Genomic DNA, 14,108 nt, shown 5'->3' with positions numbered 1-14,108 from the left:
CTGCTCGCTCCCGGAGGGTCGGGGTAGGCGGACCCGCACGACGGTAGTTCACGCCGCGATTCGGCGACAGTGCGATCAATCACGCCTCGACTGGTCCAGGGAGTCGCGGACGGCGGCGGAGAGCGAGACCGCCTCGGCCAGGTCGACCGGCCGCACCACCCCGGCGGGCAGCGTGTCGGCTCGCCAGCCGGGGCCGGCGGCGAGCACCAGCAACGGGCGCCGGGGGGCAGCGAGCAGCGCGCTGAGTTGGGTCGGGTCGGCGGTGGCCCGGGTATGCGACCAGAGCACCACGGCGGCCGGTCCGGTCCGGTTGACCGCCTCGACGAGAGCGGCCACCGGCACCCGGGCGCCGAGCATCCGGTAGCTGACGCCGGCCTCCGCGAGAGCTGCCGCCAACGCCTCCAGCGGCAGCGTGTGCTGTTCCTCGTCCGAGCAGGAGAGCAGGATCCGGGCCGGCCCGCTGGGGACGTTGGCCCGGCTGGCCGCCGCGAGCGCCTCCGAGACGCAGCGGGACATCAGGTGTTCCACCTCGATCAGGCCGGCGGTGGCGGCGTGCCGTTCGCCGATGCCGGCGAGCACCGGACGCAGCAGGCCCTCCCAGGTGGCCACGACCCCGCTGGTGGCCAGGGCGTGCGCGATCGTCTCGCTGATCGCCGACGGGTCCAGTCGCATGGCGGCGCGGGCCAGGCCGCGGGCTGCCGGACCGGCGCGGCCGACCGGGATGGAGCCGCCGCCGTCCCGGCCGGTCGGGTGGACCCGGGCGGGGGCGACGGTGCCGTTGGGCATCGGGTCGGGTGCCTGGCGGGCCCAGCGGGCCGCCTCGGCGGGGCTCACCCCCTCGGCGGTGAGCCGTCGCATGATTTCGAGACGGGCCAGATCGGTGGGTGTGTACCGGCGGTGGTGGCCGGGGATGTGTTCGCTGGGCCCGAGCCCGTAGCGCTGGTGCCAGGTGCGGAGGGTCGTCACCGCGACCCCCAACCGACGTGCGACGGCGCCCGCGCTCAGCGCCTCATCGACCACCCGACCGCTCCGCCGTGTCGTCCGCCGCCGATCCGGTCGGCATCATGGCCGGGCCGGTCGCGCCCGAGCGGGACTCCGCGGGGCGGAGCAGCCGGTTCACCACCCCGCCCAACCAGGGCGCGTACGACCGGGGGTCGAGCTTCAACTCGGCCTCCAACGCGGCGGGGTCGGCCCACCGCAGCTCGGCGACCTCGTCCGGGTCGGGCAGCAGTGGAGCGCCGGGCAGGAACTCGCCGCGCAGCACGTGGTCGTACTCGAACTCGACCCGACCGGTCGCCGGGTCCTCGGCGTAGTAGACGTAGACGCCGACCTCGGTCAACTCGACCGGGCCCGCGCCCAACTCCTCGCTCAGCCGTCGGTTGGCCGCTTCGGCCAGCGACTCGCCAGGCTGCGGGTGGCCGCAGCAGGAGTTGGCCCAGCGCAGCGGGAACCGGGTCTTGACGGCGGCTCGGCGCTGGAGCAGCACCTGGCCGTCCGGGTCCACCAGCAACACCGAGAAGGCCCGGTGCAGCTGCCCTGGTGGTTGGTGCGCGGCCGCGACGGTCGTCTCGCCGTGGGCCGTGCCGGTCTCGTCGACGAGCTCGACGAGGTGCTTCTCACGGCTGCTCATCGGCCTTCCCCGGTGATCCGGCCGGCGGCGAGCTTGCCGGAGATGAGCACCATCGGTACGCCGACGCCGGGTTGGGTCCCGGAGCCGACGAAGACCACGTTCGACAGGTCGCGGTGCAGGTTGGACGGGCGGAACGGGCCGGTCTGGAAGAGGGTGTGCGCGGCGGCGAACGGGGTGCCGGCGGCCATCCCCTGCTCCTCCCACTCGGCGGGGGTGATCGCCCGGAGCACCTCGACCCCGGCGGCGAAGCCGACGTAGCCGCGCTCCTCCAGGGTGCCGATGAGCTGGTCGGTGTAGCGCTGGGTCAGGTCGCCGCGCCACTCGAACGGTGCCCGGTGCAGGTTGGGCACCGGGGCGAGCACGTAGTAGGTGTGTCGATCCGGCGGGGCCACCGCGGGGTCGGTCCGGCTGGGGTTGGTCACCAGCAGCGACGGATCGGTCATCAGCTCACCCCGTCGGATGACCTCATCGAAGGTGCCCTTCCACGCGCGACCGAAATGGATGTTGTGGTGGGCGATCTTCGCATAGGCCTGTCGGGAGCCGACGTGCAGAACGACGCAGGACGGCGAGTAGGTGAGTCGGCGCTGCGGCGCGGTGGGAAGCAGGTCCCGGTAGGCGACCGGCAGGTCGGGGTTGAGCACCACCACGTCCGCCGGCACCAGGTCGCCGTCGGCGGTGAGCACGCCGGTGGCGCGGCCGTTGACGGTCTCCACCCGGGTCACCGTGGTGTCGTACCGGATCTGTACGCCGTGCTTCTCGGCGGCGCCGGCCATCGCCCTGGAGACCGCGTGGATGCCGCCGCGTGGGAAGTAGACGCCGGCCACCGAGTCGAGGTACGCGATCACCGCGTAGATGGCCAGCGCGTCGTGTGGCGCGAGGCCGGCGTACATCGCCTGGAAGGAGAAGATCCGCTGGGTACGCGGGTCCCGGAAGAACTGGTTGATCTTCGTTTGGAGGCGTCGGAAGGCCCCGCCGCTGAGCAGTTTGAGCAGGTTGCCGGTGATCAGGTCGGTCGGCGCGTCCAGGTTGCGCTCGATGAAGTCGGTGCGCTCCAGCCGCCACAGCTCTCGCGCGTACTCGACGAACCGCAGGTAGCCGTCGGCCTCGCGGGGCCCGCAGACCCGGGAGATCTCGGCCGCCATCCGGGTGGTGTCGGTGAGCACGTCGAGGGTCGAGCCGTCCGGGTAGTACGCCCGGTAGGCGGGGTCGAGCGGGGTCAGGTCCAGCCAGTCGTGCAGCTCCTCGCCGACCGCGCCGAGCGCCTCGGCGATCAGGTCGGGCATGGTGAGCACGGTCGGGCCGGTGTCGAACTCGTAGCCGTCCACGCCGAGGCGTCCGGCCCGCCCGCCGGGCACCGGCTCGCGTTCCAGCACCGTCACCTGTCGACCGCTGCCGGCCAGGTGCAGCGCGCAGGCGAGCCCGCCCAGCCCGGCCCCGACGACCACCACCCGGTCCGTCCGTCCTGTCACCGTCCGCACGTGACCATCTCCTCGCTCAAGTCGCTCATCAGGCCCGCCGGTTGGCAGCGGCGGTGGCCAGCCCGGTCAACGCTGTCCGCGCCGTCTGGTCCACGGGTGCGGCGTCGAGCGCGGCCAGCGCGTCGCTGACCCGCTCGGCGATCATCTGCTCCACCCGGGTCACCGCGCCGGTCTCGGCGACCAGCTCGGCGAGTGTGTCGACCGACCCGTCGGCGGCCCGCTCCAACGCCGCGAGCTGGGCCGGGGTGGCCAGCTCACGGGCCAGCGTGAGCAGCGTGGTCGGCTTGCCGGTGCGCAGGTCGTCCCCGGCCGGCTTGCCGGTGGCCGCCGGGTCGCCGTAGACGCCGAGCAGGTCGTCGCGGAGCTGGAACGCTTCGCCGACAGCCAGGCCATAGCGGGTGTACGCGGAGACCAGCGGGTCGTCGGCGGGCACCCCGGCCAGGCAGGCGCCGAAGAGCAGTGGTCGCTGGACGGTGTAGCTGGCGGTCTTGTAGCGGGCCACCCGCAGCGCCCGGTCGACCGACCAGCTGGCCGGGTCGTTCTCGCCGAGCACGTCGAGATACTGCCCGGCGACCGTCTCGACCCGCATCTGGTCGTAGCAGCGGCGCACCTCGAAGAGCCGGGTCGACGGCACCGAGGCGTGGGCCAGCAACTGGTCGGCCCAGACCATGCAGAGGTCGCCGATGAGCACGGCGACGGCCTCACCGAACCGGCCGGGATCTCCCCGGTGGCCGGCGGCCACGTGCTGTTCGGCGAGCGCGATGTGGGCGGTGGGGCGGCCACGGCGGGTGGTGGACGCGTCCATCACGTCGTCGTGCACCAGCGCGAAGGTGTGCAGCAGTTCGAGCGCGGCCAGCGCGGGCAGCACCGGTGGCAGCGCCGCGGTGCCGCCGACGGCCCCCCGCCAGCCCCAGTAGGCGAACGTGGACCGGATCCGCTTGCCGCCGGTCAGGACGGCTTCCCGCGCGGTGGCGGCGAAGCTGCCCATCGACGCGTCGATCTCGTTGAGGGTGTCGACCTCGGCGGTGAGGAAGATGTCGAGGGTTTCATCGACCGCCGTGACCAGATCGTGGGTATAAGCAGCCAGAACGGCGCGGACCGGATCGTCTCCGTCGCCCGGCCCTGCCGGCGCCACGCGGGTCACGTTGCCCGCAACTGCGTCGTTGGCCATGCGGCTGAGCGTACCCTAGGCTACGAGTTGCGTCGATTGGTGCGTCGATAATGGAGGAGGGCCGGTGGAAACTGATCTCACCGCTGCCTATGACCGGTGCCGTGAGCTGCACAAACGCCATGGCCGCACCTACTATCTCGCCACCCGCCTGCTTCCCGCCTGGAAACGACGACATGTGCACGCGCTCTACGGGTTCACGCGGTACGCGGACGAGATCGTGGACAGCACCGAGGACCTGCCGCCGGCCGAGCGGGCCGCTCTGCTGGACCGCTGGGCCAGCCAGTTCGTGGCCGGTCTGCACGGTGCGCCGGTCGACGACCCCCTGTTGCCGGCGGTGCTGCACACGATCGCCGTCTTCGATCTCGACCGGGACGACTTTGCGTCGTTTCTGAAGAGCATGGCGATGGACCTGACCGTCACCACTTACCCGACCTACGACCACCTGCTCGACTACATGGAAGGCTCGGCCGCGGTCATCGGCACCATGATGCTGCCGATCCTCGGCAGCTCCGACCCGGTGGCAGCGCGGGAGCCAGCCCGGCAACTCGGCTTCGCCTTCCAGCTCACCAACTTCATCCGGGACGTCGCCGAGGACCTCGACCGGGGCCGCACCTACCTGCCGGACGAGGACATGGCCAAGTTCGGGGTCACCCGCGAGGAGTTGGCCGAGGCCCGCGCCCGGGGCCGTGTCACCCCCCGGATCCGCGAGCTGATCGAGTACGAGGTGACCCGCGCCCAGGCGCACTACGCCGCCGCAGCACCGGGCATCACCATGTTGGCGCCCGCCTCGCAGGCCTGCATGCGCACCGCGTACGCCCTCTACGGCGGCATCCTCGACGAGGTGGCCGCGCAGGACTACGACGTCTTCGTCAAGCGGGCCCTGGTGCCGCAGCGGCAACGGATGGCGGTGGCCGCGCGGGCCCTGCTCACCTCGACGGGTACGCCGGTCGTCATCCCCGGGCCGACGATCGAGCCGGAGAGCCGGTGACCGCGAGTACGGCGATCGTGCTCTTCACCCGCGACCTGCGGGTGAACGACCACCCGGCGCTGGCCACCACGTGTGCGGCGTTCGACCGGGTGGTGCCGCTGTACGTGCTCGACCCGGCGCTGGCCGACCTCTCCGCCAACCGCACCCGCTTCCTGCACCAGGCCCTCGCCGACCTGCGCGACCAACTCCGTGAGCGTGGCGGCGACCTGGTGGTCCGGCACGGCGACCCGGTGTCCGAGACGATCCGGCTGGCCGGCGAGGTCGGAGCCACCGCCGTCGCGCTCTCGGCCGACGTCAGCCACTACGCCAGCCGCCGGGAGCGGCGACTACGCGCCGAGTGCGAGCGGCATCGGCTGCACCTGCGCCTGTTTCCCGGGTTGACGGTCGTCGAGCCGGGCGCGTTGCGCCCCGGTGGCGGCGGCGACCACTACCGGGTGTTCAGCCCGTACCACCGGGCCTGGGCGGCCAACCGGTGGCGCGAGGAGCTGGCCCCGCCTGGGCGGATCGCGTTGCCCGACCGGGTACGCGTGGGTCGGTTGCCGGCGTTGCCGACCGGCGACTCGCCCGACGCGGCCATCGGAGGCGAGCGGGTCGCCCGCCAACGGCTCACCGACTGGTTGCCCGAGCTGAACCGGTACGGCGATCAGCACGACGACATGGCCGGCGACGACACCTCCCGGCTCAGCCCTTACCTGCGCTTCGGCTGCGTGTCACCGCTGGCGGTGGCGAACCGCGCCGGCGACCGGTCCGGCCCGTTCGTCCGGCAGCTCTGCTGGCGGGACTTCTACTACCAGGTCACCGCGGCCTTCCCGGAGATCTCGACAGCGGCGTACCGGCGGGGTGCCACCGAGCAGTGGCGCTACGACGACGACGCGTTGGCGGCCTGGGCCGAGGGACGCACCGGGATGCCGATCGTCGACGCCGGGATGCGGCAGATGCTGGCCCAGGGCTGGATGCACAACCGGGCCCGGCTGATCACCGCCGGCTACCTGACCAAGCACCTCGGGCAGGACTGGCGGTCCGGGGTGGCGGTGTTCTTCCGCTGGCTGCTCGACGGGGACGTGGCGAACAACTCCGGCAACTGGCAGTGGGTCGCCGGCACCGGCAACGACACGAAGCCCTACCGGGGGTTCAACCCCGTCCGGCAGGCCGAACGGTACGACCCGGACGGCGACTACGTGCGCCGGTGGGTGCCGGAGTTGGCCGCGGTACAGGGCAAGGCCGTCCACCAACCGTGGCGGCTGCCCGAGGCCCTGCGCCAGACGCTCGACTACCCGCCGCCCCTCTCGGTGCCCGGCACCGACCCCGTGTGGCTGCGCTGATCAGAGCACCGAGTGCAACACCTCGACCAGTTCGTCGACCCGGTCGTGCTCGGCGAGGTGCGCCGTGGCGTACGCGAAGGTGTAGCCGCGCTCGGGGTCGGCCCACGCGCTGCTGCCGCCGATGCCGCCCATGCCCCAGCTGCCGTCCGGCTCCCGTTGCATACCCAGCGTCCAGCGGGCATCGCGATCCAGCACCAGGTCCGGCCCGTCGTACTGGACCCGGATCGCCTCCGCCATCAGCTCCGGGCTGAACAGCCGAACCCCGTCCAGGACACCACCGGCCAGCAGGCCGGCGTAGAGCCGGGCCAGGCTCGCAGCGGTGGCGTGCAGGTTGACGGCCGGTACCTCGGCGCCCCGCCACAGCGGACTGTTCAGCACGGCCAGGTCCAGCCCACCGGCCGGGTTGCCCAGCGCCCGGGCCCGCAGCGAGCCCGGCTCACCGAGTGCCCGGGTCGGCCACTCCGGGTCGCCGTACCGCAGGTCCGCGCAGCGCGACTGGTCCGCCTCGGTCAACCCGAAGCCGAGGTCGAGCTGCCACCGGCCGGCGATCTCCTCGGCCAGGAAACGGCCCACCGATCGCCCGTCGACGCGACGGACCACCTCACCAACCAGGTGCCCGTACGTCCAGGCGTGTTCCCCGGCGACACTGCCCGGTGCCCACTCGGGGTCGGCGGCGGCCAGGTCGCCGGTGAGCAGCGCCCAGTCGGCGATCGCGGCGGCCGGTCGGGGCACCGGGAAGGCCGGCAGCCCGGCGGTGTGCGACAACACCTGACGCACCGTGGCGGGAGCGTGGAACTCCGGCCAGTACCGGTCCACGGGCGCGTCGAGATCGACGGTGCCCCGGTCGACGAGCAGCAACAGGCAGAGCGCGGCCACCGGCTTACCGACCGAGTAGACGTTCACCAGCGTGTCCGGCAGCCACGGTTCGCCGCCCGGCCCGTGGCCGCTGCGGGAGCCACCGGTCAGGTCCACGACCGGCTGCCCGTCGTACCAGATGGTCAGGGCGGCGCCGGTTTCCCGGCCGGAGGCGAGCAGGTCGTGGAAGCAGTCCCGGACCGGAGCGAAGCGTGCGTGCATCCGGCCACGGTAGGCGTCCGGGCCGGTGCGCGCGCCGACATTTCCGCCGACCCCGGTGGTTGGGGTGGTGTCGCTGGGGGATGCTGTTCGGTGTGGCGGAACCGGAGCTGGTGGATGTGGTCGTGGTCGGGCTCGGGGTCGGCGGCGAGGAGGTGGCCGAGCGACTTGCCGAGGCCGGCCTGAGCGTGGTCGGCGTCGAACGGGATCTCGTCGGCGGGGAGTGCCCCTACTGGGGCTGCATCCCGAGCAAGATGATGATCAGAGCCGCCAACGCGCTCGCCGAGGCTCGCCGGGTCGACGGGCTCGCCGGGACGGCCCAGGTCCAGCCGGACTGGGCACCGGTGGCGAAGCGGATCCGCGAGGAAGCCACCGACACCTGGGACGACACTGTCGCGGCGGAGCGGTTCGTCGGCAAGGGTGGGCGACTCGTGCGGGGCAGCGGTCGGCTCGACGGTCCACGCCGGGTCCGCGTCGGTGACCAGGTGTTCGAGGCGCGACACGGGGTGGTGCTGGGCACCGGCACCCGCCCGTCGGTGCCCCCGATCGACGGCTTGGCCGACACGCCGTACTGGACCAACCACCAGGCGATCGAGGTCGAGGAGCTGCCGGCGTCGCTGCTCGTGCTGGGTGGCGGCGCGATCGGCCTGGAGTTGGCGCAGGTCTTCGCCCGCTTCGGGGTGAGGGTCACAGTGGTCGAGGCGCTCGACCGGGTGCTGGCCATCGAGGAACCCGAGGCGTCCGAGGTCGCCGCCGCGGCGTTGCGCGCCGACGGCGTGGAGATCCACACGGGGGTACGCGCCGAACGGGTCGAGCACGACGGGACCGGATTCACTCTGCGCGGTGGCGGCGGCGCGGAGTTCACCGCCGAGCGGCTGCTGGTGGTGACCGGCCGCAAGGCCCACCTCGCCGAGCTGGGCCTGGACACGATCGGCCTGGACGCCAGCCAGCGTTACCTCCCGGTGGACGACCGTCTGCACGTCACCGACCACGTCTGGGCGGTCGGTGACATCACCGGCGAGGGTGCCTTCACGCACATCGCCATGTACCAGGCGGGCATCGTCGTCGCCGACATCCTGGCCCGCGCCCGGCAGGCGAAGGCGGGCGCGGACGCCAGCGGCACCTCCAGCGTGGTCGGCGGAGCGATGGGCGCGTCCAGCTCGCTGGCCGCCAGCGGATCGAGTGGGTCGGCCGGCACCATCCCGCGAGCGGACTACCGCGCGCTGCCCCGGGTGACCTTCACCGATCCCGAGATCGGCGCGGTCGGGCTCACCGAGCAGCAGGCCCGCGAACGCGGCATCAACGTGCAGGTGGGTTTCACCAGGCTCAGCGGTTCGACGCGGGGCTGGATCCATCGGGTCGGCGACGACGGTTTCATCAAGGTCGTGGCCGACGCCGACCAGGGCGTGCTGATCGGCGCGACCTCGGCCGGCCCGACCGGCGGCGAGGTGCTGTCCGCGCTGGTGGTGGCGGTGCACGCGGCGGTGCCGCTGAGTCAGCTCCGGCACATGATCTACGCGTACCCGACCTTTCACCGGGCCATCGAAACCGCTTTACGCGACCTGTCCTGACCCCAGTCCCGCCGAACGGCAGCAAGCGCAGCGCGTTTTGCTGTTCATTTCTTTCATCAGGGTGACGTACCATTGCGGCCGTGACCAAGCGGTTGACTGAAGTTGCCAAGAAGGCGGGCGTCAGCGAGGCCACCGTCAGCCGGGTGCTCAACGGCCGCGACGGGGTCTCCGAGGCGACCCGCACCGCAGTGCTCACGGCGCTGGACGTGCTGGGTTACGAGCGGCCGACCAAGCTGCGCGGCGAGCGCGCCCGGCTGGTCGGGCTGGTGCTGCCCGAGTTGCAGAACCCGATCTTCCCGGCGCTGGCCGAGGTGGTCACCGGCACTCTCGCCCAGCGCGGCTACACCCCGGCGCTCTGTGCCCGCACCATCGGCGGGGTCTCCGAGATGGACTACGTGGAGATGCTCCTCGACCACCAGGTCTCCGGGGTGATCTTCGCTGGCGGTTCGTACGCGCTCACCGACGCCCGACACGACCACTACCGTCGGCTGACCGACCGTGGGCTCCCGGTCGTGCTGGTCAACGCCGGCGTGGACGAGTTGGGGTTCCCCCGGGTCTCCACCGACGACGCGGTGGCGGTGGAGCAGGCGTACGGGCACCTGCGCTCGCTCGGGCACGAACGCATCGGGATGGTGCTGGGCCCGGAGGGGCACGTTCCGTCCCAGCGCAAGCTTGACGCGATGACCCAGGCTGCCGGCTGGGACGAGGGCGACGCCCAGTGCGTCGAGCGCTCCAGCTTCTCGTTGGAGGGCGCGCGGGTCGCCGCGACGAAGTTGGTCGAGCGGGGCGTCACCGGCATCATCTGCGCCAGCGACGTGCTCGCGCTGGGCACGATCCGGGCGGCCCGCCGGCTGGGCCGGTCGGTTCCGGCCGACGTGTCGGTGGTGGGTTACGACGACTCCGCCTTCATGACGTGCACCGATCCACCGCTGACCACCGTGCGGCAGCCGATCGAGACGATGGGGCAGGCTGCCGTGGATCTGCTGGTCACCCAGATCGAGGGTGCCGGCGTCCTCCAGGACGAGCTGCTGTTCGAGCCGGAGCTGGTGGTGCGGGGTTCCACCGCGCCCGCTCCCGGCCGCTAGGCACCACACCGAACGACGCTTCGGCCGTCGACCGCCTCGCGCGGTCGGCGGCCGTTTTCGTCGTTGCCCGCCGCGGCCGGCATCGACCGGGCCGAATGACCGGTCATACGCGATCAATAGCCGGCAAGTCGGGCGCCTTTCAGCGTCTTGCCAACATCTGTCGTAACCACGTCGTGTCCTTTCGGAACAGTGTCGATACCTTGCCGAAATGAGTCGGCCTCGCTACAGTGACTCCACTCACACCTGGCTCCGACGCAGCTACTGGGCGTCAGGTCGTATCACCGCAGATCAGCGAAGGTCATTGGAGTCACCCGTTCCCGAAGGGATGGACAGATGTCCGTACCGCAATACCGAAAGGCTGCGGCGGTCGCGCTCGTGGCCGGCCTGGGGCTCAGCCTCACGGCGTGCTCCACGAAGAGCGACGACAAGGGCTCGAACGCCAGCGGCAAGGTCACCATCACTGTCGACTGCCAGCCGGTCGGCGCCCAGAAGGAGCTGCTGAAGAACTGGAACGACGACGTCGCCGAGTTCCAGAAGCAGAACCCCGACATCACCATCAAGAGCGTCAGCGTCGGCGAGCAGTGCAACAACCCGCCGGACTTCACCGCCCGCCTCGCCGGCGGCACCGTGACCGACGTGTTCTACGGCTACATGACCGATCTCCAGCAGGTGCTCGACTCCGGTCAGGCGATGGACATCAGCCAGTACGCCAACAAGGACAACGTCCCGACCTGGGACAGCGTCGACCCCGCTCTCAAGGAGGTCTTCACCGACGGCGGCAAGCTCTACGCCGTTCCGGTGAAGAACTACTCGATGGGTCTGGTCTACAACAAGGCCCTGTTCCAGCAGGCCGGGCTGGACGTGAACAGCCCGCCGAAGACCTGGGCCGAGGTCCGTGCCGCCGCGAAGAAGATCTCCGCGCTCGGCAACGGCATCGCCGGTTACTCGGAGTACAGCGCCGGCAACACCGGCGGCTGGCACTTCACCTCCCTGCTCTACTCGCAGGGCGGCACGGTGCTGAGCGAGGACGGCAAGAAGGCCGACTTCAACAACCCGATGGGCAAGCAGGTCCTGCAGAACCTCAAGGACATGCGGTACGGCGACAACAGCATGGGCGCCCGTCAGCTGCTCCAGTGGGGTGACCTGCTGACGAACGCCGGCGCGGGCAAGGTCGGCATGTTCATCGGCGCGCCGGACGCCACCCAGGCGATCGTCAGCCAGTTCCAGGGCAAGTTCCAGGACTGGGCGATGGCACCGCTGCCCGGCCAGGACGGCGCGGCCAAGGGGACGCTCGGCGGTGGCGAGGGCTACTTCTTCAAGAAGGACCTCACTCCCGAGCAGGTCAAGGCCGGTCTGAAGTGGGTCGCGTACCAGAAGCTCACCCCGGGCAAGGGCCAGTTCGACTACGTCCGGGCCAAGCCGCAGAACTACCCGGTGGGTCTGCCGCAGCCGCTGCTCTTCGCCAACGGCAGTGACGCGCAGAAGCAGGAGTTGGAGCTGCGTAAGGCGAACGCGAACGTCGACACGGCGAACTTCGCGCTCTTCGAGGCGACCCCGGTTCCGATCAAGGGTGAGCCGCGCAACGCCCAGGCCATCTACGCGGTGCTCGACGCCGCGATGTCGGGTGTGCTGACCAACCCGAACTCGAACATCGACGCACTGCTCAAGACCGCCGAGGAGAAGGTCAACCAGCTCCTCGCCGCCGAGAGCTGACCGATCGTGTGGGGGCCGGTACGCCGACCCGGCCCCCACACTCCCCGCACCGCGCCGTCGACGTCACCGACTCACCCAGGAGTTGCCTTGGCGATCACCACCGTCCCGGAGACCCGCAGGAAACCGGGCCGCCCGCCGTCGCCGTACTCGGCGAGGCCGCAGCGCACCAGCCTCGGCCGCAAGGTACGGGACAACCTGACCGGTCACGCGTTCCTGATCGGGGCGGTGCTCTGCTTCGTCGTCTTCTCCTGGTACCCGATGATCCGCGGCATCGTGATGAGCTTCCAGCGGACCCGGCGCGGCGAGACCACCTGGGTGGGCTGGGACAACTACTCCCGCATCATCGCCGACCCGAGCTTCTGGACGGCCTGGCAGAACACCTTCTACTTCACGGTGCTCGCACTCGCTCTCGGTTACGTGGTGCCGTTCTTCGTGGCGATCCTGCTCAACGAACTCCGCCACGGCAAGGGGTACCTGCGGATCCTGGTCTACCTGCCGGTGATGCTGCCGCCGGCCTCCGCGCTGTTCCTCTTCAAGTTCTACGCGTACGACCCCAGCGAAGCGGGGCTCTTCAACGCGATCCTCAAGGCGCTGCACCTGCCCACCTCGCAGTGGATGCAGTCGCCCGAGATGACGATGCCGGCCATGGTGGTCGCGTCGACCTGGATGAACATGGGCGGCGCGGTGCTGATCTACCTGGCGTCGTTGCAGAACATCCCCGGTGAGCTCTACGAGGCCGCCGAGCTGGACGGCGCCGGGATCTGGCGGCGGATCGTGCACGTCACGATCCCGCAGACCCGGCTCATCCTCGCGCTCCTGGCGATGCTCCAGATCGTCGCCACGATGCAGCTCTTCATCGAGCCACTGATCCTCGCCAACGGTGCGGGCGCGGAGGACTCCGCGACCTCGGTGGCGTACCTCATCTACCAGCACGGGTTCTTCCAGAACGACCTCAACGGCGCCGCCGCGCTGGGCGTGATCATGCTCGTGGTGCTGGCCGGCTTCTCCGCCGTGTACGTGCGGCTGACTGCGAAACAGGACTAGGACGGCGAGGAATGGCACAGGATTCCGGCACCCGGACCCTCATCTCCCAGACCCAGATCAGCCGAGGGCGCGGCAAGGTCATCTACTGGACGCTGCTGGTCATCGTCGTGGCGGGGTTCACGCTGGTGTTCCTCGGCCCGCTCTACTGGATGGTCACCGGTGCGCTCAAGTCCGGCCAGGAGATCGCGCAGACCCCACCCTCGCTGTTCCCCAAGGATCCGCAGCCGCAGAACTACATCGACGCCTGGAACAACCTGGCCCTCGCCAAGCTGCTGTTCAACACCTTCTACTACGCGATCGGCGCGGTGCTGTTCCAACTGGTCTTCGACAGCGCCGCGGCGTACTCGTTGTCCAAGCTCCGACCGATCTTCGGCAACGCGATCCTCGGCCTGATGCTGGCGACGTTGATGATCCCGGCGATGGTCCTCATCGTTCCGCAGTACGTGACGGTGCTCGACCTGCCGATCCTGCACATCAACCTGCTCGACTCGCCGTTCGCCATCTGGCTGCCGATGGTCGCCAACGCGTTCAACATCTTCCTGCTGAAGCGGTTCTTCGACTCGATCCCCGAGGAGCTGATGGCCGCTGCCCTCATGGACGGGGCGTCGTCGCTGCGTACGCTCTGGTCGATCATCCTGCCGCTGTCGCGTCCCATCCTCGGCGTCGTCTCGATCTTCGCCGTGACGGCGGTGTGGAAGGACTTCCTCTGGCCGAAGCTGGTCATGCCCTCGCCCGAGACCCGGACGGTGAGCGTCGGCATCTACACCTTCGCCGGCGGCACACCGATGAACGTGGTGATCGCCGCGTCGGTCATCGCCGCGATCCCGACGGTCATCATCTTCCTGATCTTCCAGCGGAACATCATGTCCGGTCTGACCACGGGCAGCATCAAGGGATAACCACCACCGCATCCTTCCGCGGCGAACAACGACCGTTCGCCCGACACATGACCAGGTCCGGCGAACCCGCCGACGTACTGACGCAGAAAGCAGGTGCTCGTGTCCACAGCTGACAGAAGTCCGTGGTGGCGTG

General features: G+C 70.6%; 12 protein-coding genes. 7 read left to right on the top strand and 5 right to left on the bottom strand.

From position 1 onward, the window contains the following. Window positions 1-75: 75 nt before the first annotated feature. Genes ACZ6NZ_RS03350 through ACZ6NZ_RS03335 form a run of 4 tightly spaced genes read right to left on the bottom strand, consistent with a single transcriptional unit; the run spans window position 76 to window position 4,279 of the window. A complete protein-coding gene (locus ACZ6NZ_RS03350; protein ID WP_465855348.1) occupies window positions 76-1,020 on the bottom strand; it encodes a MerR family transcriptional regulator in 945 nt (314 codons plus the stop codon). Continuing rightward, entirely contained in the window at window positions 1,010-1,630 is a 621-nt protein-coding gene (idi, locus tag ACZ6NZ_RS03345; protein WP_465855346.1) for an isopentenyl-diphosphate Delta-isomerase, read from the bottom strand. The genes ACZ6NZ_RS03350 and idi overlap by 11 nt, the downstream gene beginning before the upstream one ends. Further along, window positions 1,627-3,108 carry a phytoene desaturase family protein gene (crtI, locus tag ACZ6NZ_RS03340; protein ID WP_465855344.1) on the bottom strand — a complete coding sequence of 494 codons (1,482 nt, stop codon included), beginning with the start codon at window positions 3,106-3,108 and terminating at the stop codon, window positions 1,627-1,629. The genes idi and crtI overlap by 4 nt, the downstream gene beginning before the upstream one ends. Before the next feature lie 28 nt (window positions 3,109-3,136). Next, entirely contained in the window at window positions 3,137-4,279 is a 1,143-nt protein-coding gene (locus tag ACZ6NZ_RS03335) for a polyprenyl synthetase family protein (RefSeq protein WP_465855342.1), read from the bottom strand. Window positions 4,280-4,343: 64 nt separating this feature from the next. Between ACZ6NZ_RS03335 and ACZ6NZ_RS03330 the strand changes: the two genes are divergently transcribed. Together ACZ6NZ_RS03330 and ACZ6NZ_RS03325 are read left to right on the top strand one after the other, a co-directional pair. Next, complete coding sequence (locus ACZ6NZ_RS03330) at window positions 4,344-5,267, top strand: phytoene/squalene synthase family protein (RefSeq protein ID WP_465855340.1); 924 nt, start codon at window positions 4,344-4,346, stop codon at window positions 5,265-5,267. After that, on the top strand, window positions 5,264-6,589 hold the full coding sequence (locus tag ACZ6NZ_RS03325) for a cryptochrome/photolyase family protein (RefSeq protein WP_465855338.1): 1,326 nt from the start codon (window positions 5,264-5,266) through the stop codon (window positions 6,587-6,589). Before ACZ6NZ_RS03330 ends, ACZ6NZ_RS03325 begins: the two co-directional genes overlap by 4 nt. Here the strand turns inward: ACZ6NZ_RS03325 and ACZ6NZ_RS03320 are convergent, their stop codons facing one another. Further along, the gene (locus tag ACZ6NZ_RS03320) at window positions 6,590-7,666 is read right to left on the bottom strand and encodes a serine hydrolase domain-containing protein (RefSeq protein ID WP_465855336.1); all 1,077 of its coding nucleotides are present in this window, start codon (window positions 7,664-7,666) and stop codon (window positions 6,590-6,592) included. An 80-nt stretch (window positions 7,667-7,746) separates the two neighbouring features. On the opposite strand from ACZ6NZ_RS03320, the gene ACZ6NZ_RS03315 reads away from it, so the two are divergent. The 5 genes from ACZ6NZ_RS03315 to ACZ6NZ_RS03295 all read left to right on the top strand — a co-directional run bounded on the left by ACZ6NZ_RS03315 (window position 7,747) and on the right by ACZ6NZ_RS03295 (window position 13,975). After that, on the top strand, window positions 7,747-9,234 hold the full coding sequence (locus ACZ6NZ_RS03315; RefSeq protein WP_465855334.1) for a dihydrolipoyl dehydrogenase family protein: 1,488 nt from the start codon (window positions 7,747-7,749) through the stop codon (window positions 9,232-9,234). 80 nt (window positions 9,235-9,314) lie between these two features. Next, a complete protein-coding gene (locus ACZ6NZ_RS03310; RefSeq protein WP_465855332.1) occupies window positions 9,315-10,319 on the top strand; it encodes a LacI family DNA-binding transcriptional regulator in 1,005 nt (334 codons plus the stop codon). A gap of 333 nt (window positions 10,320-10,652) precedes the next feature. Continuing rightward, a complete protein-coding gene (locus tag ACZ6NZ_RS03305) occupies window positions 10,653-12,032 on the top strand; it encodes an ABC transporter substrate-binding protein (RefSeq protein ID WP_465855330.1) in 1,380 nt (459 codons plus the stop codon). 87 nt (window positions 12,033-12,119) lie between these two features. Next, window positions 12,120-13,076, top strand: a complete 957-nt coding sequence (locus tag ACZ6NZ_RS03300) for a carbohydrate ABC transporter permease (protein ID WP_366605996.1) — start codon at window positions 12,120-12,122, stop codon at window positions 13,074-13,076. Window positions 13,077-13,087: 11 nt separating this feature from the next. Continuing rightward, window positions 13,088-13,975 carry a carbohydrate ABC transporter permease gene (locus ACZ6NZ_RS03295; protein ID WP_366605994.1) on the top strand — a complete coding sequence of 296 codons (888 nt, stop codon included), beginning with the start codon at window positions 13,088-13,090 and terminating at the stop codon, window positions 13,973-13,975. The last annotated feature ends 133 nt before the right edge of the window (window positions 13,976-14,108 follow it).

This window comes from Micromonospora sp. NPDC047756, from assembly GCF_055587245.1.
This window is presented reverse-complemented; position numbering and strand designations above follow the sequence as displayed.

What these genes read in the sequence shown, in the direction of transcription:
- idi (WP_465855346.1), bottom strand. Translation starts at nt 1,630, where the DNA reads ATGAGCAGCCGTGAGAAGCACCTCGTCGAGCTCGTCGACGAGACCGGC.
- ACZ6NZ_RS03315 (WP_465855334.1), top strand. Translation starts at nt 7,747, where the DNA reads ATGCTGTTCGGTGTGGCGGAACCGGAGCTGGTGGATGTGGTCGTGGTC.
- ACZ6NZ_RS03305 (WP_465855330.1), top strand. Translation starts at nt 10,653, where the DNA reads ATGTCCGTACCGCAATACCGAAAGGCTGCGGCGGTCGCGCTCGTGGCC.
- ACZ6NZ_RS03295 (WP_366605994.1), top strand. Translation starts at nt 13,088, where the DNA reads ATGGCACAGGATTCCGGCACCCGGACCCTCATCTCCCAGACCCAGATC.
- ACZ6NZ_RS03335 (WP_465855342.1), bottom strand. Translation starts at nt 4,279, where the DNA reads ATGGCCAACGACGCAGTTGCGGGCAACGTGACCCGCGTGGCGCCGGCA.
- ACZ6NZ_RS03320 (WP_465855336.1), bottom strand. Translation starts at nt 7,666, where the DNA reads ATGCACGCACGCTTCGCTCCGGTCCGGGACTGCTTCCACGACCTGCTC.